Genomic DNA, 26,211 nt, shown 5'->3' on the forward strand with positions numbered 1-26,211 from the left:
CCCGCGGCTGTCAACGGTCCCCCGGTCCGTCACTCTCCCGTGCGGTCTCCGCGTCACTCTCCCGTGCGGTCTCCGCGGACTCTTCCCGCGCGGGTGCCGCTGCGGTCCCCGACGACCGCGTACGCCGCGACAGCCGCCCCCGCACCATCCGCCCCCGCAGCACCTGCCACAGCACGGACACCAGCGCCCCCGCCACGAGGAACGGCAGCGACGCGCCGACCGCGACCAGCAGCCTCCGCACCCCCTCGGTGAAGGCGCCCCAGCCACCGCTGAGCGCGTCCCCGAAGGAGGTCCCCTCGTCGTCCGCCGCCGCGTCCGGTTCGTGCAGCACCAGCGTCACCGTCGCCATGCCGGTCTGCTCCTGGAGCGACTTCAGGCGGGCCTGGAGGGATTCCAGTTCCGACTGGCGGCGGCTGAGTTCGGACTCCAGCGTGACGATGTCGCCGATCGTGGTGGCCTTGTCCATCAGCGCCCGCACCCGCGCCACACTGGCCTGCTGCGTCTTGATGCGGCTGCTGGTGTCCACCACCTGATCGGTGACGTCCTTCGCCGAGACCTGGCGCTTCTTGAGCGTGCCCAGCCGGGAGAGCCGGTCCAGCAGCCCGTCGTACGCCTCGGGCGGTACCCGCAGCTCCACCCGGGAGCGTTCCCGCCCTTCGCCGTCCTGGTCGGTGGACTCGTCCCCGACGTAGCCGCCGACGCCCTTGGCCGCCGTACGGGCCTTGGCCAAGGCTCCCGGTACGTCCTCGGCCTCGACGGTCAGCGACGCCGTACGGATGATCTGCGCCGTCGCGACCGGCGCGGGCTTCCCGGTGCCGCTGCCCGTGTCGCTGCCCCTGTCCGCACCGGCCTCCCCGTCGGCCGACTCCCCGGCGCCCGGCGCCTTGGGCCCGACCATGCCCTGCTCGCCCCGCGCGGCCCCCGTGCCGCTCCGCTCCGCGCTCGCCTGCTCGGTGTCGCCCGGCCCGGCCGCCCCGCATCCGGCGACCCCGAGGGATGCCACGAGCAGCGCTGTCGCGGCCGCCCGCCGCGCCCCGTACGACCTGCCCGCTGAGCCCATGTCCCGTACCCCCGAAGTGGTGTGCCGCTGTTGCCACTTCGACGTGGCGGGGGAGCCGCTGGTTGCCGTCCGTGCGTCGCGATGCGGTCACGGTCCGGACTCCGGACGGACTCTGAGAGAGTTGGGGACATGAGCACAGCGCACACCAGTGCGGGCCGCGCGCCCGGAAGTCATGTCGTCGTCATCGGTGGGGGCATCTCGGGGCTGGCAGCGGCCCACCGACTGCTGGACGGCGGGGCCCGGGTGACCGTGCTGGAAGCGTCCGGCCGGCTCGGCGGCAAGCTGCGCGCCGGCGAGATCGCGGGGGTGCCGGTCGACCTCGGCGCCGAGTCGATGCTGGCCAGGCGCCCGGAGGCGGTGGACCTGGCACGCGCCGTGGGTCTCGGCGACCGGCTCCAGCCGCCCACGACCGCCACCGCCGCCCTGTGGACGCGCGGCGCGCTGCGGCCGATGCCCAAGGGGCACGTGATGGGCGTACCGGGCGACCTGGGCCTGCTGGCCGCCTCCGGAGTGATCTCTTCCGAGGGCATGGCGCGGATCGCCGAGGACGAGGCGCTGGAGCGCACGGAGGTCGGCGCGGACGTGGCGGTCGGCGAGTACGTCGCCGCCCGGCTGGGCCGCGAGGTCGTCGACCGGCTCGTCGAACCGCTGCTCGGCGGCGTGTACGCGGGCGACGCGTACCGCATCTCGATGCGCGCCGCCGTCCCCCAGCTCTTCGAGGCCGCGCGCGCCGAGCGCTCGCTGATCGAGGGCGTAAGGGGCATCCAGGCGCGGACGGCGGCGCGCGCCGCCGGGCCGGACCAGGCGCCGGCGCCGGTCTTCATGGGCATCCACGGCGGTGTGGGTACGCTGCCGGGCGCCGTCGCCGACGCGGTACGGGCCGCCGGCGGCGAGATCCGTACGAACACCCCGGTAGGGGAGCTGCGGCGCACCGCCGACGGCTGGCGCGTCGTCCTGGACGGCGGCGAAGGGCCGGCGGCGCTGGACGCGGACGCCGTGGTCCTGGCGGCCCCGGCGCCCGCCGCCGCCCGGCTGCTGGCCGCCGAGGCGCCGGCCGCCGCCACCGAGCTGTCCGCCGTCGAGTACGCCTCCATGGCCCTGGTGACCATGGCCTTCCGCCGCGCGGACGTCGAGGCGGCGCTGACCGGCAGCGGCTTCCTCGTGCCGCCGGTCGACGGCCGCAAGATCAAGGCCGCCACCTTCGCCGGCAACAAGTGGGGCTGGATCGCCGACGGCGACCCGGACCTGTTCGTGCTGCGCACCTCCGTCGGACGGTACGGCGACGAGACCGACCTGGCACGGGACGACGCCGACCTGGTGGAACTGTCCCTGCGCGACCTCGGCGAGGCCGTCGGCCTGGCCGCCCGGCCCGTCGCGCGGCGGGTCACGCGCTGGGACGGCGGACTGCCGCAGTACCCCGTCGGCCACCTGGAGCGCGTCGCCCGGATCCGGGCCGAGACCGGCAAGCTGCCCGGCCTGCGGGTGTGCGGCGCGCTCTACGACGGCGTGGGTATCCCGGCCTGCATCGCCTCCGCGCGCACGGCCGCGGACGACATCTTGGACACCCTGCCGCAAGCCGCCACGGCGGGCGAGTGAGAATGGGACCCATGACTGACGCTTCCGCCCCCGCCACCCCCACCGGGGCCGCTCCCGAGAAGACCCCGAACGCCGGCAAGAAGGCGAAGGACCTGAACGAGGTCATCCGCTACACGCTCTGGTCGGTGTTCAAGCTGCGCGACGCGCTGCCCGAGGACCGCACCGGGTACGCCGACGAGGTCGAGACGCTGTTCGCGCAGCTCGCCGCCAAGGACGTCGTCGTGCGCGGCACCTACGACGTCTCCGGTCTGCGGGCCGACGCCGACGTGATGATCTGGTGGCACTCGGAGAACTCCGACGCGCTCCAGGAGGCGTACAACCTCTTCCGCCGCACCCGGCTGGGGCGCGCGCTGGAGCCGGTCTGGTCGAACATGGCGCTGCACCGCCCGGCCGAGTTCAACAAGTCGCACATCCCGGCCTTCCTGGCCGACGAGGTCGCCCGCGACTACGTGAGCGTCTACCCGTTCGTGCGCTCCTACGACTGGTACCTCCTCCCCGACGAGGACCGCCGCCGGATGCTCGCCGACCACGGCAAGATGGCCCGCGGCTTCCCGGACGTGCGCGCCAACACCGTGCCGTCCTTCTCGCTGGGCGACTACGAGTGGATCCTCGCCTTCGAGGCCGACGAGCTGTACCGCATCGTCGACCTCATGCGGCACCTGCGCGGCTCCGAGGCGCGGATGCACGTCCGCGAGGAGGTGCCGTTCTACACCGGGCGCCGCAAGCCGGTCGCCGAGCTGGTCGCCGGGCTGGCCTGAGACGGCGCGACGGGCCGGGTGCGGTGCCGCACCCGGCCCGTGGTCCGCTGAGTGGCCTGTCGTCTGCTGAGCGGTCTGTCGCTTGCCGAGTGGCCCCTCGCGCCGCTTAGCCCGTCGTGCTACTTGCGCTTCTTGGCGGGCATGACCGGCTTGGGCTCCGCGCGCGGCCCACAGAACGTGTCCCGCGCCGGGGTCCGCCCGGTCAGCAGGTACCGCTCCACATGCTGATTGGCGCAGGCGTTCGTCCCGAACGACACACCGTGCGTCCCGGCGCCGCGCTCGGTCACCAGCGACGCGCCGGGCAGTCGGCGCCGCAGCTCGACCGCGCCGGAGTGCGGTGTCGCGCCGTCCCGCTCGGCGGCCAGCAGCAGCACCGGCGGCAGCGCGCCCGGCGCGGTCCGCACGTCGACCGGGCGGTGCGGCGCCCCCGCCTGCGGCAGGGCCACGTCGGTCACGTCCTCCGCGTACCGGGTGGGGTCCTGGACGACGCCCCTCGGTGAGTAGCGGGGCCAGAAGGCGCACGGCAGGTTCATCCAGGCGTTGTCCCACGTCTCGAAGGGCGCGACACGCGCGCTCGCGGTGTTGTCCCGGTCCCAGACCCGCAGGTCACGCGGCCACAGTCCGTCGTTGCACTCCACGGCTGTGTAGACCGCGTTGCCGTTCTCGTCCGCCTTCTCGCCGCCCGGCAGCGGCGTGGCCTGCTTGAGCAGCAGCTTGGGATCGCCCTTGACGTACGTGGCGAGGGCCGCGGCGCGCACCGGCCAGTAGGCGTCGTTGTAGCCCGTCTTGAGGAAGGCGGCCTGCAACTGGGCCGACCCCACCTTGCCGCCCAGGGGCCGCCGGTGCAGCCGCTCCCGTACGTTCTCGTACGCACGCAGCACCGCCTGAGGTGTCGTACCCAGGTGGTACACCTGGTGGTGCTTGGCCACCCAGCGGCCCCAGTCCTGCCAGCGGCGCTCGAAGCCGATGTTCTGGTCGAGGTTGTTGCGGTACCAGACCTGCCGGGGGTCGGGGTTGACGACGCTGTCGAAGACCATCCGGCGGACGTGGCCGGGGAAGAGCGTCGCGTACACCGCCCCGAAGTAGGTGCCGTAGGAGGCGCCCATGTACGTGAGCTTCTTCTCGCCGAGCCCGGCGCGCAGCATGTCCAGGTCACGGGCGTTGTTGGCGGACGTGTAGTGGCGCAGCGCGGGCCCCGCGTTGCGCGCGCAGCCCTGTGCGTACGCCTTCGCCTCGGCGGCCTTCCCGCGCTTGAACGCCTCCGAGGGTGCCGCGGGCTCTCGCTCGGAATCTTGGCGAACTTGGCCGGGTCCTGGCAGGTCAGCGGCGCCGAGCGCCCGACACCGCGCGGCGCGTAGCCGACGAAGTCGTACGCCCGCGCCGTCCTGCGCCAGCGGTCCACCTTCGCGTACAGCGGGAAGTTCATGCTGGACGCCCCCGGGCCGCCCGGGTTGAAGACGAGCGCGCCCTGGCGCTCCTTGGCGGAGCCGGTGGCGCGGGCCCGGCTCACGGTGAGGGTGATCTTCTTGTCCGCGGGGCGGGCGTAGTCCAGCGGGACGGTGAGCCGGCCGCACTCCACACCGGCCGGCAGGTGTTCCTCGGGGGCGCAGTGGCCGAAGGCGATGCGGGGTGGTGCGGGCGCCGGGGTCCCGGCGCCGGCGGACCGGTCGGTTCCGTCCGCGGGGACGGCGACGAGGGCGGTCAGGACCAGCGACCCGAGGGTGCCGTACAGCGCTACTGCTTTCACAAGCCGTCCCTTCGTATGGAGGCGCCCGGTGGGCATACAAAAGGGATGGTTGAGGCGTGGGTTGGGCTTGTAAAGCACCGCGCTCCGGTGTCGGGAGCTATGCCCCCAACGAGTGGAGCGCGGTGCGGGTGTCACGGCCGTTCGGCTCGTACAGCCATGCGTGGACCCGGCCCCGTGTTCCTCACTGGCAGCGGCGGCCGGAGTTGATGCACTGCACCGCGCGCGCCATCAGGTCGCGCGGCATGAAGTTGGCGAAGTCCGCGTGGTCGGTCACCGGCTTGCGCAGTTGTTCGGGGAAGCTGTCGAGGGCGAAGGCGCGTGGCCGGGGCCGCACGGCGTAGGTCAGCCGCATCTGGAGCTGCGGCACGGCCTTCGTGCCGGTGGGGCAGCGGCCCGAGGCCCGGTCGGGGAAGACGAGATGCGTGCGGTGGTTGGCGCTGTCCTTGTTCGCCCCGTCCCAGCAGCTCGGGAAGTCCAGCAGCCGTACGGCCTGGCTGCCGCCGGGGCACAGCGGGTACTTGTCGGCCAGGCGCCGGTTCTCGAAGCCGGTGCAGGTCCACTGGGCCCGCGCGTTGGCGGTGCCGTTGGTGAACGCCTTGGCGTCGCCCGTGATGGCGCGCAGGCCCTCGGGCATGGCGGCGACCTTGCCCGCCGGGCTGCCCCGGAAGGTCAGCGAGACCGAGCTCGGGGTCAGCACCCGGCCCACGTTCCCGTCCGCCGGGTCCTGTCCGTTGCCGCTGCTCGGGCCGTCCTGCCCGCTCAGGCGGCGCAGTACGGGCCAGAAGTACGTCGATTTGTCGGCGCGGGCGCAGGTGGTCCCGGCGGCGCGCAGCGAGTCGTCGGTGGAGAAGGCGTCCGTGGAGCGGTTGCCCACGTAGTCGTGGAGGTGGTGGGCGCCGTTGGCGACACCGGGAGTGACGATGAAGTTGTCGGAGTTCTGGTGCCGGTTCTCGTTGCGGCCGCAGTTGCTGGTGAAGGTGCCGGTGGAGGCGTCGCGTCCGGCGCGCGGGGGCTGCGGGCCGGGCCGTACGGAGCGGATGTCGGCGAAGTCACCGGCCGCCGGGACGCTTTGGCCGGTTCCGGAGGTACCTCCGGGGGATGCCGGAGCGCCGGACGTGGTGGGGCCCGCGGGCCCGTCGGGGGCGTCGGCGGGGGTGCTCGACGGCCCGGCGGAACCGGTGCCGGGGGCGGTCGCGGAGGCGTTGTCAGTGGGCTGTGTCACGCTGGGTGACGTTGGGGTGGACGACGTGCCGACGGGTGGAGACCCGGACAGGGGAGTGGTGTTGTGAGCCGAGGCATTTCCGGTCACGGAGACGAAGGTGCCGGCCGAGCCGAGCACGGCGAGCAGGGCGATCAGCACGAGGTGCTTGGTGCCGAGCCGGCGCCGGTGCCGCGAGGGCCGGGGGCGGGCGGCGACGGTCGCGGTGGCGGCGAAGGGCGGGGCGGCCGCGGGGGCTCGGGGGTTCCGGAGTGCCGGTGGTCGGGCATGGGAGATCACTTCTTCCCGTTCTCTCAGGGGTGTTGACGCCGTTCGCCGGAGGACCCGGCGGGAGCCGGGGCCCTGGTGGCACCGCCGGTGGCGGTGGCGGGTGGCGTCGCGGGCGGAGGCAGCGAATACGTCGCTGACGGTGTGACGGGCTTCGGCGACGGGGCGGGCGCCGCGTCGAGGGACGGCGGCGGGGCCGAGGGGCTCGGCGGTGGGGAGGAGGTGGCCGCGTCCTCGGCGATCGCGTCGAAGTCGACGAATCCGGTGCGCTCCAGCATGGAGATGTGGTCCAGGACCGTGCGGTTGGCGTCGTCGGCCAGAGCGCGGACGAGCGCGTTGCGGGTGGTCGCGCGGACCTGCGCGACGGCGGTGAAGACCTTGCCGTGCGCCAGCCGCAGAATGTTCGCGAACTTGCGGTCGTACGCGGCCCCGCGCGCGGCGCTCAGCTCCCTCAGCCACTGCTGCTGCTGGGCGTTGGGCCGGTCGGGCAGCCCGAGACCGAGCTGCGCGGCCACCTCGCGCACATGCCGGTCGAGCGAGGCGTGGCCGTCGACGAGATGGTCACCCGCCTCCCGCACGGCCGGCACGGTCCCGCGCTGCTGGGCCTGCTGCCCCGCGGGCAGCTCCCACAGGCCCGCCAGCCGCACGCGATTGACGAAGTCCCGGTCGAGCGCCGACAGCGGGCCGAACGAGGTGGCGACGGTCTGGGTGTTGACGTCCCCGCCCGCGCCCAGCCTGTCGGCGAACGACCAGATCGGAAAGAGCAGCGCGGCGAGGGTCGCGGCGAGCGCGGTGACGACGAGGCCGGTGCCGGTTACGGATCGCATGGTGCCTCCTGGTGCGGCACCGCACGCTAGTGCGCTCTGCGCTGATCCCGTCCCCCGTTCGGGGAAGCCCCGTCAACGTGCCCTGCCCGCTGCTACGTTGACCGGTTGCCCAGGGGTGTCAGGCGCATCAGAGGCTCCGGGGGAGCGAGGCGGCGGGGGCGTCGGCGGTGCCGGGCCCAGGCACCGCCGACGCCGCGCGGCTCAGCTGCCGCAGCCGCCACCGCAGGACGAGGAGGAACTGCTGCAGGACGAGGACGAACTGCTGCCGCAGCTCGACCCGGAGCTGCTGCTGCACGACGACCCTCCGCCGCAGGACGAACCGCCGCAGCCCGACCCCGACCCCGACCCGCCACCGCACGACGAACCGCACCAGGACGTGTGCGAGTCGTCGTCGGGCACGTTCCAGCCGCAGGCCGCGTTCGAGGAAGGGGTCGACGAGCTGCCGGAGGACCCGGAGTACGCCCCGGCGGAGGCGCCCACCGCCGCGCGCTGCGCCTCGTCGAGCTGGTCGCGCAGCACGTCGTCCACCAGCAGCGCGGTGCTGCCGAGGGCCACGACCAGCGCGGCGGACTGGGTCGCCTCGCTCACCAGGTCCTTCTTGTGCGCCGTACGGTACGTCCGCACCGCCGCGGCCCCGGCCGGTGTGACCCGCCGCCCCAGCACCTTCCGGCACACCACGCCGGTCACCGCGCCGAGGACTGCCGCGGGCAGGATCCGGACGACGAAGGGCACCCCTTCCCCGCCGACGGCTCCCGCGAGCGTCAAGAGCAGGACGAGCAGAAAACCCACCCCACAGATCGCGGTCTGCCAGGCGGCGAGAAGACGCCAGGGGCGGCCGGCGCGGGGGTGCCGCATCAGGCCGCGCTTCGCCAGCCGGTCGCCGATGGCCTGGACGGCCGGGGCCCGCATGACATGGCGGCGCAGGGTGTCCAGCGCGCCGTCCGGGGTCCGTGCCAGCGAGTCCAGCACGGCCGTCTCGACCGGGTCGTACGCCACCGACTGCCGTAGGGACACCACACCGGGCCCGCCCACGGCGAGCCGGCCGTCCTGGTGCATCCCGGCTATCGCGGCGTCCGCCACCCGGGCCGGGCCGCCGGCGAGAAAGGCGATCTCCCAGAGTTCGTACTGGGACGCACTGCGGTACTTGGGCCGGGGAACCGCCCGGACGATGCGGACGGTACGGACGACGAGCAGCAGCGCGGAGGCGACCACCGCCAGGGTCACGAGAAGAGCGGGCATGTCCTTCACCTCCGGTGGAGAGCGCGGCGTACGGCGTGGGCGAGTCGGTGTGCCGGGCCGCCGCCCGGCGGCTTGGGACCGGCGCGGTCCCGCCACCACTGCGTCAGGCGGCGGCGGGCGTCCGGGTCGGCGGGCCCGCCTTCGGCCAGCAGATGGACGGCGAAGTCCATGGCGTCCTGGCGGTAGCCGTGGCGCATGGGCCGGTGCCGTGCGTAGCCGAGGAAGCCGGGCCGGAAGCCCTCGCCGAGGATGTCCGGCAGCTCCGGAGCGATCTTGGCGACGACGGAGGCCCGCTTGGCGGCCAGGGCCCGGCTCTGGACGAGCAGCCGCCGCCGGTCGAAGCCCTCCGGCGCCGGCGTCCCGGCGACCAGCGCGGAGAGCAGCGCGGTCTGCGCGACGGCCAGGCGCCGGCGGGCGGGGGCAGTGGTGTCCGTGGCCGTGCTGGTGGGCCCGGACGTGGCGGTGGCCCCGGACGTGGCGGCGGGCCCGGCTGTGGCGGTGGCCCCGGCTGTGGCGACGGCCGCCGCCGTGCCGCGCGGCGCGACGGTGCCGGGCGCCCGGAACGGTGCCGGTGTCGGCAGGGCGGCTGGGGTCGGGGCCTCCTTCAGGACCGTGCGGATCGCGTCGAGTTCGGAGGCGAGTTCGCCGGTCGCCGGAAAGTCCTCGTCCCGCTCCAGCAGGACGCCGGGCGGGGAGACGCGGGCGCAGAGTTCGGCCAGTACGTCCAGGACGGGCTGGGTCACCGGGTGGGCGTGGGTGTCGTGCCAGACCCCGTCCCGCTCGACGCCGCCCGCCACGTGCACGTACGCGATGGCCTCGACCGGCAGCTCGTCCAGTGCCGTGGCCGGGTCCTCGTTCCGGTTCACATGATTGGTGTGGAGGTTGGCGACATCGATGAGCAGCCGTACGCCGGTGCGCTCGACCAGCTCGGCGAGGAACTGTCCCTCGGTCATCTCCTCGCCGGGCCAGTTGACCAGCGCCGCGATGTTCTCCACGGCGAGCGGCACGGGCAGCGCGTCCTGCGCGATCCGGACGTTCTCGCACAGCACGTCCAGCGCGTCACGGGTGCGGGGCACGGGCAGCAGGTGCCCCGCCTCCATCGCGGGGGAGGCGGTCAGCGGCCCCCGGCCCGTACGAACGCGATGTGCTCGGTGACCAGCGGCGCGCCCAGCGCCTCGGCGCGTTCGGCCAGCGCGGCCAGCCGGCCCGCGTCCGGACGCTCGGCGCCGCCGAGCCCGAGGGAGACCCCGTGGGGTACCACGGTCGTGCCGCGTTCGCGCAGCGCCTGCAAGGCGGGTGGGAGATGACCTGGACAGATGTTCTCGGCGACGACTTCCACCCAGTCCACGCCGGGCAGTTCCGCGATCCCGTCGGCGATCTCGGGCCGCCAGCCGATGCCCGTACCGAGCCGAGTCATGGTGGTTCCCCCTCCCACTCGTGCACCCCCGTGGTGTCCGGTACTCATCGCCCCGCCGCTGCCGGGCCAACCCCGGAAGGCGCGGGTTCAGAGCATGATTTGAGCTTGCGACGTGCTGTGCCCGGCGTCGGCACCCCAGGCGGCCCCGAAGCGGCCCCGAAGCGGCCCGGCAGCGCCTCCGCAGCGGTCCGGCGGCTCAGCGCGCGGTCTCGACGCCGACCGCGGCGCCCAGTGCGAGCAGGACGCCGCCGGTGGCCTGGTCCATGCGCCGGCGGACGCGGGGGCGCTGGAAGAAGGCGCGCGCCCGGTGCACCGCCAGGGCGATCCCGCCGAGCCAGCCGAAGCCCAGTACGGCGTGCACGGCGACCAGCAGCAGCGTCGTGGTCACGACCGGCGCGTCGTGCGGGATGAACTGCGGCAGCAGCGACATGTACACGACCCCGACCTTCGGGTTCAGCACATTGGTGAGCAGGCCGGTACGGAACGCCCGGAGCGGCGACTGCCGGCCGGCCTGGCCGGGTTCGGGGACGGCAGCGCCCGCCTCCGGAACGGGAGCGCCCGCCTCGGTGCCGCGCGCCGCCTTCGAGGAGCGGCGGGCGCTGCGCAGCGCCTGGGAGCCCAGCCACATCAGGTACAGCGCCCCGGCGACGCGCAGTACGTCGTACGCCGCCTGCGACGCCGACAGCATGGCGGTGAGCCCGGCCGCGCCGGCCAGTCCCCACACGAAGCAGCCCGCGGCTATGCCGAGCGCGGAGCACAGCGCCGACCGCCGCCCCGAGCCGAGAGACGTCCGCAGCACGACGGCGAAGTCGGGGCCCGGCGAGACGGTCAGCAGGACGGCCACCGCGGTGAAACCAAGGAGGGAGGAAAACACAGACGTAACCGTACGTCGTCCTCAGGCCAACGCTTCCCCGGCATCCCCTCGTACGCCTGCACACCGCTGCGTACCTCTTGCCCGGGGGCCGGGCGCCTGCTCCCATGGCCATCGGGGGGTGATGGGTATGAGTGACTTCCGTCCTGAGCCCGGAGCGTACGAGGGAAAGCAGGAGACGCGGTACGCGAGCGACCCGGACCGGCTGTTCCTGCCGCCGGACGACGACCTCGCCCCGAACCGGCCGGGCGAGGCCCTGCGGGTCCGGCTCGCCGAACAGCCGCGCGCCCGGGCTGCCCTGTGGTGCGCCCGCCTGCTCGGCCGGCGCCCGCCCCAGGAGGCCTGGCACCGGCAGCTCCTCGGCGAACAGGCCGTCGGCACGGCCCTGGACCAGCTGGCGGCGGGCGGCTGGTACGTGATCCACTCCATCCCGCTGCCGCCCGCGGCGGTCATCGGGCACCTGCTCATCGGGCCCGGCGGCGTGCTGTGCGTCGGCACCCATCACGTACGCGGGGCCCGGGTGCGGGTGGGGAGGACACCGTGGGCACCGGCCGTGGGCGCGAGCCGCAGCCGTACGTCCGCGAGTGCAGGCAGCACGCCCGGCGCGCCGCGTACGTGCTGACCCGCGGCTGCCGGTTCCGCGTCGAGGCACGGCCGGTGCTGGCCTTCGCCGGCGCGGCGGACGTGGAGCTGGATCCGGCCCTGCGGGACGTACGAGTGATACGCGACGAACGTGACATACCCCAGCTCGGACGGCTCGGCGGGGTGCTCGCCCCCGACCGCGTCGAACGCGTCTACACGGTCGCCCGCAACCGTCGCACCTGGCTACGGGCCTGAGAGCGTCCCGGAACCGAACGGCCCGCAGCCGCCCGAGGCCGATGGAGCCGCCTGTCGAGCGCACGCGTCGGTGAGAGCGCTCCGCACCGCGGTGATCGCCGGATGGGCGGCCCGGTCCTGACGGGTTGCGGTGTGGACGTCGCGATAACAGGGGCCGCCGGGAATGTCGACCAGGGTCAGACCGGGATCGTCCGCCGGGCCCAGGAGGTCCGGGAGGATGGCGACGGCGTGGCCGTCCGCCACCAACTGCCGTTGCATGAGCAGGTCCGTGGTCGTGAAGCGGATGTCGGGCTCGTGGCCGGCTTCCCGGCAGATCATCCGCATCCAGTCGCGAGAGGCGGTTCCCAGTGGCTCGACCGCCCAGGTGCGTCCGGCGAGGCACTGCCACACGTCGGAGGCCGACGGGGTGCCGGCCGGGAGCGCGATGCGCAGCCTGTCCCGCAGGAGTTCTTGATAGTGGATGTCGGACCGGCGGGGGAGCGGGTGGTGGGGAAACTCCTCGACGACGACGAGGTCCAGATCGTGGGCGAGCAGTCTGGGCAGGGCCCGTTGCGGCTCCTCCTGGAGGACTTCGACCCGTAGCCGCGGGTGGGCCTCTTCGATCCGGACCAGAGCCCTGGACACGAGCGTCAGGGCGGTCTGGAAGGTGGCGATCCGTACGGTTCCGGTGATCTCGGCGAGTGACTGGGCGACGGCCGTCTCGGCGGCCTCCATCTGTCTCAGCATGATCTCCGCATGTGCCACCAGGGTGTCCGCCTGCGAGGTGAGCCGCACCCGGCGGCCGACCGGTTCGAGCAGCTCGACACCGACTTCGGCCTCCAGCTGGGAGAGCTGCTGGGAGATCGTCGAAGCGCTGTAGTTCAGCGCCTTGGCCACGGCACCGAGGGTGCCGCGATGCTTCAGCTCCAGCAGCAGTCGCAGGCGGTGCAGGTCCTACACGGGGCCCCAACCGTTCGGAGATTCCGAAGGTGTCAGCTCGGTAATCGTCGCTTTACGTGAAGGGTGTGCCGTGTGAGCGTCGAGGTATGACCTCCCTTGCCGATCACGCCTCCCCGCGGTGGTGCGCTCAGCCCGCGGCCGCTGACTGGAGCTGCCAGCCGCCGCCTTCGCAGGCCGCAGCCTTCCATCGCTCTCTCCCCGGCTATCGGCCCACCCCGCTGCGTGATGTTCCGTCGCTGGCCGTCGAGTGGGGGTGCGCCGGGTCGCGGTCAAGGACGAATCCGCCCGTCTCGGCCTGCCCGCCTTCAAGGCGCTCGGCGTCTTCTACGCCGTCTACCGCGTGGTGCAGGCAAGGCTCGGCACCGACGTGGCCCCGGATCTCGGCTCACTGCGTGCCGCCGCGCGCCGCATCCCTCCTTGCAGCTGGTGACGGCGACGGACGGCAACCACGGGTGCGCTCTGGCGCACGTCGCCCGGCTCCTGGGGGTCACCGCGCGGGTGGTCGTACCCGACGTCGTAGCGTCCGAGGCGATCGAAGCGATCCGTCGGGAAGGCGCCGACGTCGTCGTCGTGGCGGAGGACTACGACACCGCCGTCGCCCGTGCTGCGGCGGACGCCGATGCCCGGCCGGATGCCGTGCTCGTCCAGGACACCGCCTGGGACGGCTACGAGACGATCCCGCAGTTCATCGTCGACGGGTACTCGACGATGTTCGCAGAGGTCGACGAACAGCTCGCATCCGACACCGCGTCGCTGGTCGTCACGCCTGTGGGGGTCGGCTCCCTGACCCAGGCTGTCGTCACCCACTACAAGAGCCGCGGCCGGCGGGTGACGGTCCTGGGCGTCGAACCGGACTCGGCGGCGTGTGTGCAGGCCAGCCTGAGGGCACAGCGGCCGGTCAGCGTCGCCACCGGCTCCACCGTCATGGCCGGGCTCAACTGCGGTACGCCTTCCTCGCTGGCCTGGCCGTACCTGCGGGACGGGCTGGACGCCAGCGTCACGGTGACCGACACGCAGGCTCTCGCCGCCACCCGCCGGCTCATGGAAGCCGGCATTTCCGCGGGGCCCTGCGGAGCGGCCTGCGTGCCGGCCGTACGCGGCGTCCTCGCCGACCCCACTGGCCGCGAAGCGCTCGGTCTCACCCCGGACTCGGTTGTCGTGCTGCTGAGCACGGAGCGCTCCGCACCCTCCGCCGGGGAGGCCCCGCGTGAGTGACCGGATCACTTAGTCCGCCAGGACGCTCCCGGGCTCGCGCACGGCCCGGCGGACGGCGTCGCGGAGCCAGTGGTGGGCGCCGTCGGCGGCGTGGCGGGGATGCCAGGCCATGCCGATGGTCACCAGCGGCAGGGGCAGGGGGATGTCGAGGAGGCGCAGCCCGAGGGCGGTGGCGGCGTCGCTGAAGGGCGAAGGCGCGGCGCCGGGCGCCGCGGTGGGCACGAGGCAGACGATGTCGCTGCGCGCGGCGAGGGTCATCGCGGTCACATGACTGGGCAGGACGGCGGCCACCCGGCGGTGCAGGTTCCGCTCGGCCAGGGCGGCGTCCAGGGGTCCGGTGAACCGGCCGCGGCGACTGACCGAGACGTGTTCGGCGGCGGCGAGCCGGGCCGGGGTCAGCTCCCCTCGGTGAGCGGGTGGCCGGGCCGGACGGCCGCCGTCATCCGGAGGGTGACCAGCTCTTCGACCAGGGTCTCGGGAGCGATGTGGTCGATGGCCCCGATCTCCAGGTCGATCCGGCCGTCGCGCAGGGCCGGCCCGGCCTCCAGCTCCTCGGCCCGGAACCGCAACGAGACCTCCGGCGCCTCCTGCCTGGCCAGCCGCAGCAGCCCGGGGGCCAGGGCCGCGCCGACCAGGTCGGCGGCCTGGAGGGTGAAGGTGGTGCGCAGGGCGGCGGGGTCGACACCGGCGCCGGGGGTGAGCAGGGTGCCGAGACGGCGCACCACCGCGGCGGCTTCGTCGCGCAGGGCCTGGGCGCGGGGCGTGGGAACCATGGTCTGCCCGGCCCGCACCAGAAGGGGGTCCTGGAGGACGCGGCGCAGGCGGGCCAGGGTGCGGCTCATGGCGGCGGGTGAGGTGTGCAGGCGCGCGGCGGCGCGGGTGACGCTCTGTTCGGCGAGCAGGGCGTCCAACGCGACGACGAGGTTGGCGTCGATGACCGGGTCAGGGTCAGAGCTGTTCACGCTGTTCACCAGTGTAATTCCATTTCAGGCAATGATCCCTTGCTGACATTCCCATTGTGGCAACGCCGGGCCGCTCGCAGGATGGAGACGTACCGGTCCGGTCGCCCCACGGGGTCGTCGGAGCCCGCCGTCAGGCGGCCCGCACGGCCGTCACCCGTGGCGTGCGCGACCGTCCTCACCTGCTACTTCCGCCACTTCTGTCTCTTCGGAGGACCCGTCATGTCCGCACAGGAAACCGCCCCGGTGGTCACCGCCTTCATGCTCATCAAGACCACACCCGAGTGGCTCGCCATGACCCCGCACGAGCGGGTTGACGCCCTGAACACCAAGGTCATGCCGGTGGTCAAGGCCAAGACCACCGGCGTCCGGTCGCGCTTCTACGACACGGAGTTCTACTCCACCCGCGTCACCGACGTCTGGGTCTGGGAGGCCGACGACCACGCCGCGTACCAGCTCCTGATCGACGCGCTGCGGGAAACCCCGTTCTGGGACCGCTACTTCGAGATCGTCGACCTCCTCGTCGGCACGGAGAACGGCTACGCCCGCACCTACAACGTCGACCCCGTCACGACCATCAGCACCTGAGGATCCGGTCGCGCAGCCTGCGTCAAGCCCTGCCCCCGCCCTAGCCCCGCCCCCGCAGCCCCGGATGGTCGGCGACGACCGTGCACGAACCGGGCACGACCTCGGTGAACCCCGCGTCCCGCACCACGGGCAGGCCGCTGGCCGTCAGTTCGGTCCACCGGTGGGGCGGGCACGGGCGTACCGACAGGGGAAGCCGGCTGCGCGCCAGGCGGTGCGGGCGGCCTCGGGCAGGGCCCACCAGGCCAGTTGCGCGGCGTGTCCCGTCTGGGCCATCGACTTGCCCGCCGACATGTCCAGGTCCGGATTGAGCCACAGCACCGGGGCGTCGGCATCGGGGGCGGCGGGCTCCCGCGGGTCGTCGAGGTGGGTGCCGGAGACCTGGAGGCGGGCCAGGTCCTTGGGCCAGCCGTCCAGCGGGACCGGCGGGAAGACCCGGACCTCCGCGCTCCCGCCGTGCACCGTGATCCCCGGCAGCGCCTCGGCGCGGCGCCATTCCGCGCCGCGGGCCCGGCGTACGACCTTGCGGATCCGGGCGTCCTCCCAGGCGTGCACGGCCGCCGCCCACTCGCCGTCGCCCGTGGCCCGCTCGTCCGAGAGGAGGGTCAGCACGGCCCGTGCCGAGGTCTCCAGCGCGTCCGTGCGGGCGGGCGGGTCGTCCCGCTCGATCCGGACGACGAGGGGGAGGACGTACTGCGGGGCGGCGTCGCGGCCGGTCTCCGCGGGGCGGGGCGCGTCGGCCGGGGCGTCGGTCGGATCGCCGGGTCCGGCGAGATCGGTGCTGGTCACACGGACCAGTGTGCCAGCCACCCGGAACCGCACGGCTCGGGCCGACGCCTTGGCGGAACGGATCGTTCCGGGTGATTATCCTCCTTATGCACAGCGACCTCTTCGCCTCCGAGAACGTGGTCACGCCGGCCTCCGCGCCCGGCATGACCCTGCAGAACGCCAAGTCGGTCAAGTACGCCGTGGACGGTGAGTGCTTCGCGCGCCAGGGCTCGATGGTCGCCTACCGCGGCGACCTGCGGTTCGAGAAACAGGGGCAGGGCGTCGGCAAGTTCCTCAAGCGGGCCGTGACCGGCGAGGGCCTGGCCCTGATGGCCGTGCGCGGCCGCGGCGAGGTCTGGTTCGCGCACGAGGCCGCCAACTGCTTCATCGTCGACATCGCCCCCGGCGACGGCCTCACGGTCAACGGCCGCAACGTGCTGTGCTTCGACCCGTCCCTGTCCTACGAGATATCCACGGTCAAGGGCGCCGGCATGACCGGCGGCGGCCTGTTCAACTCCGTCTTCACCGGCCAGGGCAAGCTCGCCGTGATCTGCGAGGGCAACCCCATCGTCATCCCCGTGTCGCCGCAGGCCCCGGTGTTCGTGGACACCGACGCGGTGGTCGGCTGGACCGCGTCGCTGAAGACCTCGCTGCACCGTTCGCAGAGCCTCGGCTCGATGCTGCGCGGCGGCTCCGGCGAGGCGGTGCAGCTCCGGCTGGACGGCGAGGGCTTCGTGATCGTACGGCCCAGCGAGCTGCGTCCCGAGAAGTCGGCCGGGAACTGACGGCGAGGCGACGGGCGGAACGGCGGGGACGGCGGTTGCAGCGGGAGTGGCGGTTGCGGCGGGAGCGGCGACGAGGATGACGGCCGGGGGACCGATGAGACTGGACGGGGTCGGTCGGCGTTACGGGGCGCGTGGCCCGTGGGTGCTGCGGAACATCGACCTCGACCTGCCGCGGCGGTCGCTGGTGCGGATCGAGGGCCGCAACGGCAGCGGCAAGTCGACGCTGCTCCGGATCCTGGCCGGGATCGACGCGCCCAGCAAGGGCCGCGTCACCGGCCGCCCGCGCAGCGCGTACGTACCCGAACGCTTCCCCGCCGCCCTCCCGTTCACGGCCGTCGGCTACCTCACCCACCTCGGGCGGATCCACGGGCTGCGCGGCCCCGACGCGGCCCGCCGCGCCACGGACTGGCTCGAACGTCTCGGCGCCGGCGGCCACGCCTGTACACCGCTCGCCGAGCTGTCCAAGGGCACCAGCCAGAAGGTCGCGCTGTCCCAGGCCCTGCTCGCCGACCCGGAACTGCTCGTCCTCGACGAAGCCTGGACGGGCCTGGACCCGGCGGCCCGTGACGTCCTCGACCGGGCGGTGGCCGAGCGCGTCGCGGCGGGCGGCACGGTCGTCTTCGTCGACCACGACCCGCGGCGCCTGGCGGGCGCGGCCGACGCGCGGTACCGCGTCACGGGCGACGGCCTGGACCGGCTCCCGGCCGGGGCGAGGACGGATGCGGGACCGGAGGGCGCGGGGACGGACGCGCACCTGGCGGAGGACGGCGGGGCGCCACCGTCCGGCCCCCGGGTGAACATCGAGGCGGAGGCTCCCGGCGCGGCCGGACACCTCGCCGCGCGCGACCTCGCGGAGCTGCCGGGCAGGCCGTACGTCACGCGGAGCCCGGACGGCACGACGGCCCGGCTGACCGTTGCCGCCGCCCACTCCGACGCGTTGCTGCGCGCCCTGCTCGCGGCGCACCCGCCCTGGCACATCCGCGCGGTCTCGCCGGCACCGGCGGGACCGTCGGCGACAACACCAGGCCCGCCGGCCCGGCCCGCAGCGGTCGGCCCGGCCTCCGACGACGAGAACCGGTACCCGTGATCCCGCTCCTCCGCTACCAGTCCGCCCTGCTCCTGCGGTCGCACCGCTGGCTGCCGCCGGTCCTCCTGTACGCCGCCCTCCTCGCCGTGGGCGTGCAGGGCGGCGGGCCGATCCTCGACTCGTACGGTGTCGCCGCGTTCGGGCTGTTGCCCCTCGCCGCCTGGCTGTGCCGGATCTGCGTCACGAGCGAGCCGCCGGCCGCCCGCTCCTGCACGGCGGCGGCAGCCGGGCCCGGCAAGGCGCACCTCGCCGCGGTCCTGACGGGGAGCCTGTCGGCGACGGGCCTCGCCCTCGTCGGTACGGCGTACGTCTCGCTCGTCGCCGACCCGCACGCCTCCGACCACCGGACCGCCGTCCCCGTGCTCGCCGCCGCCTGCGCCGGGCTGCTCGCCGGGCTGGTCTGCGTGCTGCTCGGCACCGCCGTGGGGGCGCTCTGCAACTGGCCGGTGCTGCGCAGCACCGGCTGGTCGATCCTGTCCGGGCTGCTCGCCGCGCTCCTGCTGCTGGTCGGGGGCGCCTCGCCCGCGAACGCCGCCGTCTCCGGCCTGGTCACCGGCTCCGCCCACGGAACGATCAACCTGCCCTGGCTGCCGCTGCTCGCCGGCCTGCTGATCGCGGGCGCCGCCACGGCCCTGGCCTGCCGCCTCAGCTCCCGCCGCATCTGACGAGCGCCCCTGACACGGCACGCCCGCCCGCCTGCACGCCCGCTCGCGCACCGTCCGTACGCCTGCTCCTGCGCCCGCGCGCACGCCCGTCCGTACGCCCGCCTGCACGCCCGCGCGTAGCATCGTACGTATGCCAGGCACCGAAGGACAGCAGACGAACCGTACGGAAGCACAGCAGTCGAACCGTACGGACGAAGGAGCGGACAGCGGCCCGCCCCTCGCCGACTGCGTGCACTGCGGCGAGCCCACCGAGTACCCCGCCGACCGGCCCGGCGCGCTGCTGTGTCCGCACTGCGAGTGGCTGGAGGCCCAGCGCTCGGCCTGCTCCGGTTAGTCCTCTTGGTCCCTTTAGTCCTCCCAGGGCCCGGTGACCGCGAACGTCGTGCCCGGCGTGTAGCAGTTGACGTACATCGTGCGGTGGTCGGGGGAGAAGGTGACCCCCGCGAACTCGCCCCACTCCGGCTTCTCCGGCGTGCCGATGTTCTGCCGGCCGCGTGCCACCGGGTACACCGCGCCGCGCCGGGTCAGACCGAAGACGTGCTGCGCCCCGTCGCCGTCCTCGCACACCATCAGCCCGCCACCGGGCGCCAGGCAGATGTTGTCGGGGGACTCCCCTGGCAGCTGTACGTCGGCGTCCGGGCCGAAGACGACCACCAGCGTGAGGCGGCGCGCGGCCGGGTCGTACCGCCACACCTGGCCGTGGTGGTCGGCGGCCGAACCGTCCTTGCTCCGCGCGAAGCTGGAGACGAAGTAGACGCTGGAGCCGCCCCAGTAGCAGCCCTCCAGCTTCTGCGCGTGGGTGATGCCGCGCGGCCCGAAGTCCTGAAAACGGATGGGGGTCCGCCGTGCGAGCGGGTCCGGGACGTCCACCCACTCCACGTGGCGGAAGCTGGTGCCGGTCTCCCGGACGGCGGAGAGGTCCTTGACGTCCGGTACGCGCAGGGCCTGGAGCCGCCCGCCGGCCCGTAGGGAGCCCCGGCCGCCCAGCGGTTTGGCGGGCCGGAACCGGTAGAAGAGGCCGAACGGCTTGTCGAACGCGTCCTCGGTCTCGTAGACCGTGCCGGTCTCCGGATCGACGGCTATGGCCTCGTGCTGGAAGCGGCCCATGGCGGTCAGCGGTACGGCGCCGGTGCGGCGCGGATCGTACGGATCGACCTCGAAGATGAAGCCGTGGTCCTTGGTGTACCCGCCCTCACCCGCCCGCGCCTCGGTCTCCTCGCAGGTCAGCCAGGTGTGCCACGGGGTGGGCCCACCCGCGCAGTTGGTGGAGGTGCCGGCGATGGCGACGCGCTCGGACCGGACGCGGTGGTGCCGGTCCACCTCCAGCGCCGTACAGCCGCCTTCGCCCGCCGGGTCGTAGGTCAGCCCGTCCACGGTGGGTACGGGGACGCGGGACTTGCCGCGGTTCTCGTGGTTGCGTACGAGGTGCACGCGGCCGTCGCGGCCGGGGAAGGCCGCCATGCCGTCGTGGTTGCCCGGTATCCGGCCCTCCCCGGAGGGCAGCGGGTCGCCCTCACGGGACAGCACCCGGTACCGGAACCCCTTCGGCAGGTCGAGCAGACCCGCCGGGTCGGGTATCAGGGGGCCGTAGCCGTGCCGGCCCGCGCTCTGCGCGGTGGCGGTTCCGGCGAAGAGCTCGGGGATGCTGCCGGCGAAGGCGATCGAAACGCCCAGCGCGCCGGTTCTTGCCAGGACCTGACGACGTGTCGCGGACATGGGCAACTCCCTGCTGGCGGACAGGTGATGTGACCCGCATGTGTGTACCACGCACGTCGGCCGCCGGGAACCGGCCGCGCGCGGGCCCGGGACCCGCCGCACCGGCCGGGAGCCGCGGCTACGGCTCCGTCCTGCCCGCCGCGTCCGCCAACTGCGTACTGCTCCTCGCTACCCCTCCACCAACGGCTTGGCGTCGCGGGCCAGCGCCGTGAGCCGGGAGATGGCGCGGAAGTACTTCTTCCGGTAGCCGCCCTTGAGCATGTCCTCGCTGAACAGCGCGTCGAACGGCTTGCCCGCCGCCACCACCGGCACCTCCCGGTCGTACAGCCGGTCCGCGAGGACGACCAGACGCAGCGCGGTGGACTGGTCCGGCACCGCCTGCACATCGGTCAGGCAGACGGCGGTGATGCCGTCGCACATCGCCCCGTACCGGCTGGGGTGCACCTTCGAGAGGTGCTCCAGCAGGGACGGGAAGTCGTCGAGCGAGGCGCCGGGGGTGCGGTGGGCGACGCGGGTGACGGTCGCGTCGTCGAACGGGGGCGGGGCCTCGGGCAGCCCGCGGTGACGGTAGTCCTCGCCGTCGATGCGCAGCGGCCGGAAGTGGGCGCTCAGGCCCTGGATCTCGCGCAGGAAGTCGGCCGCGGCGAAGCGGCCTTCGCCCAGTTTGCCGGGGAGCGTGTTGGAGGTGGCGGCGAGCGCGACGCCCGCCTCGACCAGCCGGCTCAGCAGGCTGGAGACGAGCACCGTGTCACCGGGGTCGTCCAGTTCGAACTCGTCGATGCACAGCAGGCGGTGACCGCTGAGCGTCTGCACGGTCTGCTGGAATCCGAGTGCGCCGACCAGGTTCGTCAGCTCCACGAACGTGCCGAACGCCTTGAGCGCGGGCTCGGCGGGGGTCGCGTGCCAGAGGGAGGCCAGCAGGTGCGTCTTGCCGACGCCGTATCCGCCGTCCAGGTAGACGCCGCGCGGGCCCGAGGGGGCCGCGGCCTTCTTGGCGCTCCGGCCGAACCAGCGCCGCTTGCCGCCGGACGGGTCCGCGCCGCCGCCGATCCCCGCGGCGAAGCCGCTCAGGACCTCCACGGCCGCGGACTGACTGGGCTGGTTCGGGTCCGGGATGTACGTCTCGAAGCGCGCGCTCTGGAACCGCGGCGGCGGGACCATCTCCGCCACCAGGCGGTCGGCCGGGACGTGCGGTGCGCGCGCGGTGAGCGCGGCGGGAGCCGATCCGGCCCCCTCGGCCGGCGGCCCGGCTATGGGGGAGGACTGGGATGACGAGGGCTGGGAAGGCGACACAGCCGTCCAGCCTAGTCGCTGCGCGGGAGGACTCCGCCGGGTGAGCGAGGCATGTCACACTGCCGCCTATGCGACGCCTGTTTCCCCTTCCCGCCCCGCCTGTGCCGTCCGGTGATTTCCCGGGTACTCCGGATACTCCGCGCGACGAGAATTCCGCCGCGGTCGCGTCCGCTCTCGCGGCGGAACCGGGCGCCATTGCCGGCACCGCGACGGGGACCGACACCGGAGCCGTTTCCGGCGCCCCGGATTCCGGTACGGCAGCCCTGGGCGGTTCCGATACGGCAGTCCCGGCCGATTCCAGGACGGCGGACCCGGCCGATTCCGGTACGGGCGGTTCCGCTGATTCCGGTACGGCGGGCCCGGCCGGTTTCCGTACGGCCGGCGGCGCCGATTCCATGCCGCCCGGTGCCGCCGATGTCACCGACCGCCGGTGGAGCCTGGACGAACTGGCCGACGCCTACGCGTACCCCCGTCTCGACGAGGGAGCGGGCTGGCTCCGCGCGAACATGGTCTCCTCGCTGGACGGCGCGGCCCACCACGAAGGCCGCTCGCAGCCGCTGTCCAGCGACGCGGACATGCGGATCTTCGGCGTGCTGCGCGGCCTCGCGGACGCGGTGGTCGTCGGCGCCGAGACCGTACGCAAGGAGGGCTACCGCCCGGCCCGCGCCCGGGAGGCGTTCGCGGCCCGCCGGGCCGCCGCCGGGCAGGCGCCCGCCCCCGCGATCGCGGTGGTCACCGCCAGTCTGGACCTGGACTTCTCGCAGCCGCTGTTCACCGAGCCGCTGGTGCCGACGGTCGTGGTGACCGGCGCGGGGGCCGACGAGGACCGGGTGCGGACCGCCCGCGAGGCCGGTGCCGAGGTCGTCTTCGCCGGTGAGGGGGCCGCCGTCGACCCGTCGCGGGTGGTCGGCGCGCTCGCCGGGCGGGGCCTGACCCGGCTGCTGACGGAGGGCGGGCCGCGGCTCCTGGGTCAGTTCGCCGGAAGCGGGGCACTCGACGAGTTGTGCCTCTCGCTGGCACCGCTGGTGGTCGCCGGTGACGCGTCACGCATCATGAACGCGCCGATGACGACCGTTCCGGAAACATTCGTACTCGCGTCCGTGCTGGAGGAGGCCGGCTTCCTGTTCACCCGTTACCGTCGGTCCTGAACAAAAGGCGGAATTATTCGTTCCGCTTAGCTTCCGCTGGGCACACTAAAGGCCAACAGGTCCCGTGTGGCGACGGGGCAGGATGGTTTCTGTCGGTTCGCTCCCCAGGCGGGCCGCGAGTTGAGAAGAAGGGCGTCCGCCGTGTTCACGAGCGTATTGATGATCGAGAAGCCCCTGACGCCCGCCGACGTGGAGTTCGTCACCACGTTGCACGGCGACGACCAGGTGTCCTTCGTCGTCCTCATGCAGCCGCGCGGCAATCAGGACCGCCTGCTCAGGGCCATCGACGATGTCGCGCTGGGCGAGTTCGAGGACGCCGTACGGGAAGGTGACGAGCCCGAGGGCGGCCAGGCGGAGCCGCCCGCGGGGCGCGCCCTGTCCTACACCCTCCACGCCCTGCGGGAAGCGGGCGCCGAGGCGATCGGGCAGGTCGTCGAGGACCACCCGCTGGACCTGCTGCGGTCGGTCGTCGACGAGACCGGCGCCGACGAGGTGATCGTGCTGACCGCCCCGCACTTCGTCGAGGAGTTCTTCCACCGCGACTGGGCCTCCCGCGCCCGGCACAAGGTCGGCGTGCCGGTGCTCAAGCTCTTCTCGCACGCGGCCGACGACCCGGCGCAGGACGTGGCGCACAACCCGGGCCCGGTCAGCGGCCGGGAAGGGGACTCCGCCGGGAGCTGAGCCGCCCGTCCACCATCTCCGCGACCGCGTCCACCACGTCCAGGTGGGCGCGGTCGTGCGTGACCAGGACCGTCGCGGTGGCGCGCTGGTGCGTGAGCGTGGTGAGCAGGTCCAGGACCGCGGCGCCGCGCTCGTGGTCCAGCGCGCTGGTCGGCTCGTCGACCAGCAGGACGGCCGGCTCGTTCATCAGCGCCCTGGCGATGTTCACCCGCTGCCGCTGGCCGCCCGAGAGCTGGTGCGGGCGGCGCGCCGCCTGGTCGGCCAGACCGACCGCGTCGAGCAGTTCCAGGGCCCGCGGCCGGGCCGCGCGCGGCGGCCGGCCGTCCAGGTGGGCCATCACCTGCAACTGCTCCACGGCCGTCAGCGAGGGCAGCAGATTGGGCTGCTGGAAGACCGTGCCGACGCTGGTACGGCGCAGGGTGGTCAGCTCGGACCGGCTCATTCCGGTGGTGTCCGTACCGTCGATCAGCACCCGCCCGACGTCCGGGGAGATCAGCGTCGCGGCCACCGCCAGCAGGCTGGACTTGCCGGAACCGGAGGGCCCGACCACGGCGGTCACGGACCCCGGCGGCACGGTCAGGCTTATGTCGTCGAGGGCGGTGAGGCGGCCGGCGCCGTCCGGGTAGGTGAGGGTGACGTCGGTGAGGGCGAGGCCGGCGGAGGGTGAGGTCCCGATTCCGGGGCTCGTGCGGGGCCGGGGGTGGCGGAGTTCTTCTTCATGAGGTGTGGTCCGTCGCTGTCCGTTGCTGGGTGGGGAATCGGGTGGTGTGCGGGGCGTGGGAAGGCTGTACGGTCCGGTTTTTCGCGGCTGCGGAATCCGTACGGATATGTACGGAACCGGAACCGGAATCGGAACCGGAACCGGAATCGGAGCCGGGGACGGAATCGGAGCCGGGGACGGAATCGGAGCCGGGGACGGAATCGAAACCGGGGACGGAATCGAAACCGGGGCCGCAATGGAGGCCGAGAACGAGGCCGGGACCGGAACGGGAATCGGGGCTCGCGCCGGAATTTCCGGCGCCGGTTGCCGCATGATGAAGGCCGCACGCCCGGCGGCCCGGGAACGTGCTCACGGAATAGTCCGCGCAGAGCGGGCCGGGGAGGGAAACGCTTTCACCGAGACCGTCCGGGCGGAGAAATCCGCCGGTCTCACCGCGCGCTCCCCAGCGCCGTCAGCGGATCGACGGCGGTGATGCGGCGGATGGACAGCGCGGCGCCGACGGCCCCCAGCGCGATCATGACCAGGGCCGGGACCAGCACCGTGGCCGGCTCCAGGACGAACGGCACGGTGCCGCCGACGGCCGCGCCGGCCGACGCCGCGAGCGCGGTGCCCAGGCCCGTACCGATCACCAGCAGGACGACCGCCTGGCCGAGCGCGTCCCGCAGCAGGTAGCGGGTGGGCGCGCCGAGCGCCTTGAGCACGGCGACGTCGCCGCTGCGCTGGATCGTCCAGACCGTGAAGAACGCGCCGATGACCAGCGCCGATATGGCGAAGAGGAAGCCGCGCATCAGCTGGAGCGAGCCGTTCTCCGCGGTGTAGGAGCCGATGGCGTTCAGCGCTTCGCCGGTCGTGACCGTGCGGGTGCCGAGCTTGCGGTCGGCGGCGGACAGGTCGGCGTCCGAGGAGGTGGTGAGGGCGACCACGGTGGCCGTCCGCGCCTCGGAAGCACCGGAAGCACCGCTTCCGGAACCCGCCGCTCCGGAACCCGACCCCCGGAACCTGCCACTCCGGAACGCACCGCCCCAGAGCCCCCGCCCCCCGACACCGCCGCCCAGTCGTCCAGCGACGTCCAGACCACCGGCGTATGGCTGTACATCGCCTCGCCCGCCACCGCCGCCGCCGCCGTCAGCGACCGCCCGTTCAGCGTGAACCGGTCCCCGGCCCGTACGCCCAGCTCCTCGGCGGCCTTCGTGGACAGCACCGCCGTGCCGTCCGCGATCCGCCCGGCCTCGGGCGCCAGCGGCGAGCCGGGCCGGACCCCGAAGGCGGACAGCGCGGCGGTCCGCTCTCCGGCGCCGTCGCCCGCCGTGGCCTTGACCGTACCGATCCCCAGCGGCTCGGCCGACCGGACGCCCGGCACCCGGGCCCAGGCGTCCCAGGTCCGCTCGCCGACGTGCGAGTCGGTGAACGACACGTCGTCACCGCCGTCGGCGGGCGCGGTGAACGCGAGGCGGTCGGCGGGCAGTGCGGTGATCGCCGAGGTGTTCTCCCGGCCCAGGCCCGCCGTCAGCCCGGACAGCAGCCCCACCAGCACGGTGATCAGCACGATGACGGTGCCCATCAGGGCGAACCGGCCCTTGGCGAATCTCAGGTCTCTCCAGGCGACGAACACGGGGTCTGGGCCATCCTTCCGAGGGGTGCCGGGCCCGGTGCCCGGCGGCTGCCCCCACCGTCGCCGGGAACGGGGCCGTCGGGCATCGCACCCCGGAGTGGTCCGCCCGCATCGAAAGGCCAGGTCCGCCTTCCATCTTTTGATTGATGCCGGTACGGCCCCGGGCGCCTAGCCTGGAAGGGCTGTGACTCCCCACTCC

24 protein-coding genes and 4 pseudogenes are annotated in these 26,211 nt (G+C 73.7%); 13 read left to right on the plus strand and 15 right to left on the minus strand.

From position 1 onward, the window contains the following. Positions 1–10: 10 nt before the first annotated feature. Positions 11–1,003 (minus strand): DUF4349 domain-containing protein, encoded by a 993-nt coding sequence (locus ACEXOX_RS36805; RefSeq protein ID WP_406525153.1) that lies wholly within the window; start codon positions 1,001–1,003, stop codon positions 11–13. Positions 1,004–1,189: 186 nt separating this feature from the next. On the opposite strand from ACEXOX_RS36805, the gene hemG reads away from it, so the two are divergent. Next, a complete protein-coding gene (hemG, locus tag ACEXOX_RS36810; protein ID WP_406525154.1) occupies positions 1,190–2,656 on the plus strand; it encodes a protoporphyrinogen oxidase in 1,467 nt (488 codons plus the stop codon). An 11-nt stretch (positions 2,657–2,667) separates the two neighbouring features. After that, positions 2,668–3,414, plus strand: a complete 747-nt coding sequence (hemQ, locus tag ACEXOX_RS36815) for a hydrogen peroxide-dependent heme synthase (RefSeq protein WP_406525155.1) — start codon at positions 2,668–2,670, stop codon at positions 3,412–3,414. Positions 3,415–3,533: 119 nt separating this feature from the next. Here the strand turns inward: hemQ and ACEXOX_RS36820 are convergent. The 7 genes and pseudogenes from ACEXOX_RS36820 to ACEXOX_RS36850 all read right to left on the minus strand — a co-directional run bounded on the left by ACEXOX_RS36820 (position 3,534) and on the right by ACEXOX_RS36850 (position 11,004). Then, positions 3,534–5,161 (minus strand): annotated as a pseudogene (locus ACEXOX_RS36820) (alpha/beta hydrolase). 181 nt (positions 5,162–5,342) lie between these two features. Beyond that, on the minus strand, positions 5,343–6,659 hold the full coding sequence (locus tag ACEXOX_RS36825) for a DUF1996 domain-containing protein (RefSeq protein WP_406525156.1): 1,317 nt from the start codon (positions 6,657–6,659) through the stop codon (positions 5,343–5,345). A gap of 14 nt (positions 6,660–6,673) precedes the next feature. Continuing rightward, entirely contained in the window at positions 6,674–7,474 is an 801-nt protein-coding gene (locus ACEXOX_RS36830; protein ID WP_406525157.1) for a DUF4142 domain-containing protein, read from the minus strand. A gap of 201 nt (positions 7,475–7,675) precedes the next feature. Next, the gene (locus ACEXOX_RS36835; RefSeq protein WP_406525158.1) at positions 7,676–8,713 is read right to left on the minus strand and encodes a TIGR04222 domain-containing membrane protein; all 1,038 of its coding nucleotides are present in this window, start codon (positions 8,711–8,713) and stop codon (positions 7,676–7,678) included. 5 nt (positions 8,714–8,718) lie between these two features. Continuing rightward, entirely contained in the window at positions 8,719–9,789 is a 1,071-nt protein-coding gene (locus ACEXOX_RS36840) for a DUF692 family multinuclear iron-containing protein (RefSeq protein WP_406525159.1), read from the minus strand. A gap of 38 nt (positions 9,790–9,827) precedes the next feature. After that, on the minus strand, positions 9,828–10,130 hold the full coding sequence (locus ACEXOX_RS36845) for a DUF692 family multinuclear iron-containing protein (RefSeq protein WP_406525160.1): 303 nt from the start codon (positions 10,128–10,130) through the stop codon (positions 9,828–9,830). A gap of 196 nt (positions 10,131–10,326) precedes the next feature. Further along, positions 10,327–11,004, minus strand: coding sequence for a LysE family translocator (locus ACEXOX_RS36850; protein ID WP_406525161.1), 678 nt, complete (start codon positions 11,002–11,004; stop codon positions 10,327–10,329). A gap of 127 nt (positions 11,005–11,131) precedes the next feature. Here ACEXOX_RS36850 and ACEXOX_RS36855 point away from each other — a divergent pair, with 127 nt between their 5' ends. After that, positions 11,132–11,623 carry a nuclease-related domain-containing protein gene (locus ACEXOX_RS36855; RefSeq protein ID WP_406525162.1) on the plus strand — a complete coding sequence of 164 codons (492 nt, stop codon included), beginning with the start codon at positions 11,132–11,134 and terminating at the stop codon, positions 11,621–11,623. Beyond that, the gene (locus ACEXOX_RS36860; protein WP_406525163.1) at positions 11,617–11,838 is read left to right on the plus strand and encodes a hypothetical protein; all 222 of its coding nucleotides are present in this window, start codon (positions 11,617–11,619) and stop codon (positions 11,836–11,838) included. The genes ACEXOX_RS36855 and ACEXOX_RS36860 overlap by 7 nt, the downstream gene beginning before the upstream one ends. Here ACEXOX_RS36860 and ACEXOX_RS36865 read toward each other — a convergent pair. Further along, the gene (locus ACEXOX_RS36865; RefSeq protein WP_406526579.1) at positions 11,827–12,768 is read right to left on the minus strand and encodes a LysR family transcriptional regulator; all 942 of its coding nucleotides are present in this window, start codon (positions 12,766–12,768) and stop codon (positions 11,827–11,829) included. The genes ACEXOX_RS36860 and ACEXOX_RS36865 overlap by 12 nt on opposite strands. A gap of 256 nt (positions 12,769–13,024) precedes the next feature. Between ACEXOX_RS36865 and ACEXOX_RS36870 the strand changes: the two genes are divergently transcribed. Both ACEXOX_RS36870 and ACEXOX_RS36875 read left to right on the plus strand, forming a co-directional pair. Then, positions 13,025–13,207 carry a hypothetical protein gene (locus ACEXOX_RS36870; RefSeq protein WP_406525164.1) on the plus strand — a complete coding sequence of 61 codons (183 nt, stop codon included), beginning with the start codon at positions 13,025–13,027 and terminating at the stop codon, positions 13,205–13,207. Continuing rightward, positions 13,204–13,992, plus strand: coding sequence for a pyridoxal-phosphate dependent enzyme (locus tag ACEXOX_RS36875; RefSeq protein ID WP_406525165.1), 789 nt, complete (start codon positions 13,204–13,206; stop codon positions 13,990–13,992). The genes ACEXOX_RS36870 and ACEXOX_RS36875 overlap by 4 nt, the downstream gene beginning before the upstream one ends. Positions 13,993–14,001: 9 nt before the next feature. Here ACEXOX_RS36875 and ACEXOX_RS36880 read toward each other — a convergent pair. Next, positions 14,002–14,972 (minus strand): annotated as a pseudogene (locus ACEXOX_RS36880) (LysR family transcriptional regulator). Positions 14,973–15,173: 201 nt separating this feature from the next. Between ACEXOX_RS36880 and ACEXOX_RS36885 the strand changes: the two are divergent. Further along, positions 15,174–15,539 (plus strand): darcynin family protein, encoded by a 366-nt coding sequence (locus tag ACEXOX_RS36885; protein WP_406525166.1) that lies wholly within the window; start codon positions 15,174–15,176, stop codon positions 15,537–15,539. A 40-nt stretch (positions 15,540–15,579) separates the two neighbouring features. Here the strand turns inward: ACEXOX_RS36885 and ACEXOX_RS36890 are convergent. Then, a pseudogene (locus tag ACEXOX_RS36890) lies at positions 15,580–16,325 on the minus strand (peptidyl-tRNA hydrolase). Between the two features lie 86 nt (positions 16,326–16,411). Here ACEXOX_RS36890 and ACEXOX_RS36895 point away from each other — a divergent pair. The 4 genes from ACEXOX_RS36895 to ACEXOX_RS36910 all read left to right on the plus strand — a co-directional run bounded on the left by ACEXOX_RS36895 (position 16,412) and on the right by ACEXOX_RS36910 (position 19,175). After that, a complete protein-coding gene (locus ACEXOX_RS36895) occupies positions 16,412–17,089 on the plus strand; it encodes an AIM24 family protein (RefSeq protein ID WP_406525167.1) in 678 nt (225 codons plus the stop codon). Positions 17,090–17,183: 94 nt separating this feature from the next. Continuing rightward, positions 17,184–18,176: an ATP-binding cassette domain-containing protein gene (locus tag ACEXOX_RS36900; RefSeq protein WP_406525168.1), complete on the plus strand. Its 993-nt coding sequence runs from the start codon at positions 17,184–17,186 to the stop codon at positions 18,174–18,176. Further along, positions 18,173–18,841: an ABC transporter gene (locus ACEXOX_RS36905; protein ID WP_406525169.1), complete on the plus strand. Its 669-nt coding sequence runs from the start codon at positions 18,173–18,175 to the stop codon at positions 18,839–18,841. The genes ACEXOX_RS36900 and ACEXOX_RS36905 overlap by 4 nt, the downstream gene beginning before the upstream one ends. Before the next feature lie 130 nt (positions 18,842–18,971). Further along, positions 18,972–19,175: a hypothetical protein gene (locus ACEXOX_RS36910; RefSeq protein ID WP_406525170.1), complete on the plus strand. Its 204-nt coding sequence runs from the start codon at positions 18,972–18,974 to the stop codon at positions 19,173–19,175. A gap of 14 nt (positions 19,176–19,189) precedes the next feature. Here ACEXOX_RS36910 and ACEXOX_RS36915 read toward each other — a convergent pair whose 3' ends face one another. Beyond that, entirely contained in the window at positions 19,190–20,557 is a 1,368-nt protein-coding gene (locus ACEXOX_RS36915) for an alkaline phosphatase PhoX (protein ID WP_406525171.1), read from the minus strand. Positions 20,558–20,725: 168 nt separating this feature from the next. Next, entirely contained in the window at positions 20,726–21,811 is a 1,086-nt protein-coding gene (gene zapE / locus ACEXOX_RS36920; RefSeq protein ID WP_406526580.1) for a cell division protein ZapE, read from the minus strand. Between the two features lie 434 nt (positions 21,812–22,245). Between zapE and ACEXOX_RS36925 the strand changes: the two genes are divergently transcribed. Beyond that, positions 22,246–22,998, plus strand: coding sequence for a pyrimidine reductase family protein (locus ACEXOX_RS36925; protein WP_406526581.1), 753 nt, complete (start codon positions 22,246–22,248; stop codon positions 22,996–22,998). A 141-nt stretch (positions 22,999–23,139) separates the two neighbouring features. After that, positions 23,140–23,679: an indole-3-glycerol phosphate synthase gene (locus ACEXOX_RS36930; protein WP_406525172.1), complete on the plus strand. Its 540-nt coding sequence runs from the start codon at positions 23,140–23,142 to the stop codon at positions 23,677–23,679. Here ACEXOX_RS36930 and ACEXOX_RS36935 read toward each other — a convergent pair. Then, positions 23,645–24,355, minus strand: a complete 711-nt coding sequence (locus ACEXOX_RS36935) for an ABC transporter ATP-binding protein (protein ID WP_406526582.1) — start codon at positions 24,353–24,355, stop codon at positions 23,645–23,647. The two genes, ACEXOX_RS36930 and ACEXOX_RS36935, sit on opposite strands and share 35 nt — an antisense overlap. 473 nt (positions 24,356–24,828) lie before the next feature. Beyond that, positions 24,829–26,012, minus strand: a pseudogene (locus ACEXOX_RS36940) (ABC transporter permease). Between the last annotated feature and the right edge of the window lie 199 nt (positions 26,013–26,211).

The sequence above is a fragment of the Streptomyces sp. Ac-502 genome (assembly GCF_045222935.1).
Lineage (GTDB): Bacteria > Actinomycetota > Actinomycetes > Streptomycetales > Streptomycetaceae > Streptomyces > Streptomyces monomycini.

Coding starts and splice junctions, on each gene's coding strand:
- ACEXOX_RS36925 (WP_406526581.1), top strand. CDS start 22,246: ATGCCGCCCGGTGCCGCCGATGTCACCGACCGCCGGTGGAGCCTGGAC.
- ACEXOX_RS36845 (WP_406525160.1), bottom strand. CDS start 10,130: ATGACTCGGCTCGGTACGGGCATCGGCTGGCGGCCCGAGATCGCCGAC.
- ACEXOX_RS36855 (WP_406525162.1), top strand. CDS start 11,132: ATGAGTGACTTCCGTCCTGAGCCCGGAGCGTACGAGGGAAAGCAGGAG.
- ACEXOX_RS36915 (WP_406525171.1), bottom strand. CDS start 20,557: ATGTCCGCGACACGTCGTCAGGTCCTGGCAAGAACCGGCGCGCTGGGC.
- ACEXOX_RS36895 (WP_406525167.1), top strand. CDS start 16,412: ATGCACAGCGACCTCTTCGCCTCCGAGAACGTGGTCACGCCGGCCTCC.
- ACEXOX_RS36830 (WP_406525157.1), bottom strand. CDS start 7,474: ATGCGATCCGTAACCGGCACCGGCCTCGTCGTCACCGCGCTCGCCGCG.
- ACEXOX_RS36900 (WP_406525168.1), top strand. CDS start 17,184: ATGAGACTGGACGGGGTCGGTCGGCGTTACGGGGCGCGTGGCCCGTGG.
- ACEXOX_RS36835 (WP_406525158.1), bottom strand. CDS start 8,713: ATGCCCGCTCTTCTCGTGACCCTGGCGGTGGTCGCCTCCGCGCTGCTG.
- ACEXOX_RS36910 (WP_406525170.1), top strand. CDS start 18,972: ATGCCAGGCACCGAAGGACAGCAGACGAACCGTACGGAAGCACAGCAG.
- ACEXOX_RS36885 (WP_406525166.1), top strand. CDS start 15,174: ATGTCCGCACAGGAAACCGCCCCGGTGGTCACCGCCTTCATGCTCATC.
- hemQ (WP_406525155.1), top strand. CDS start 2,668: ATGACTGACGCTTCCGCCCCCGCCACCCCCACCGGGGCCGCTCCCGAG.
- hemG (WP_406525154.1), top strand. CDS start 1,190: ATGAGCACAGCGCACACCAGTGCGGGCCGCGCGCCCGGAAGTCATGTC.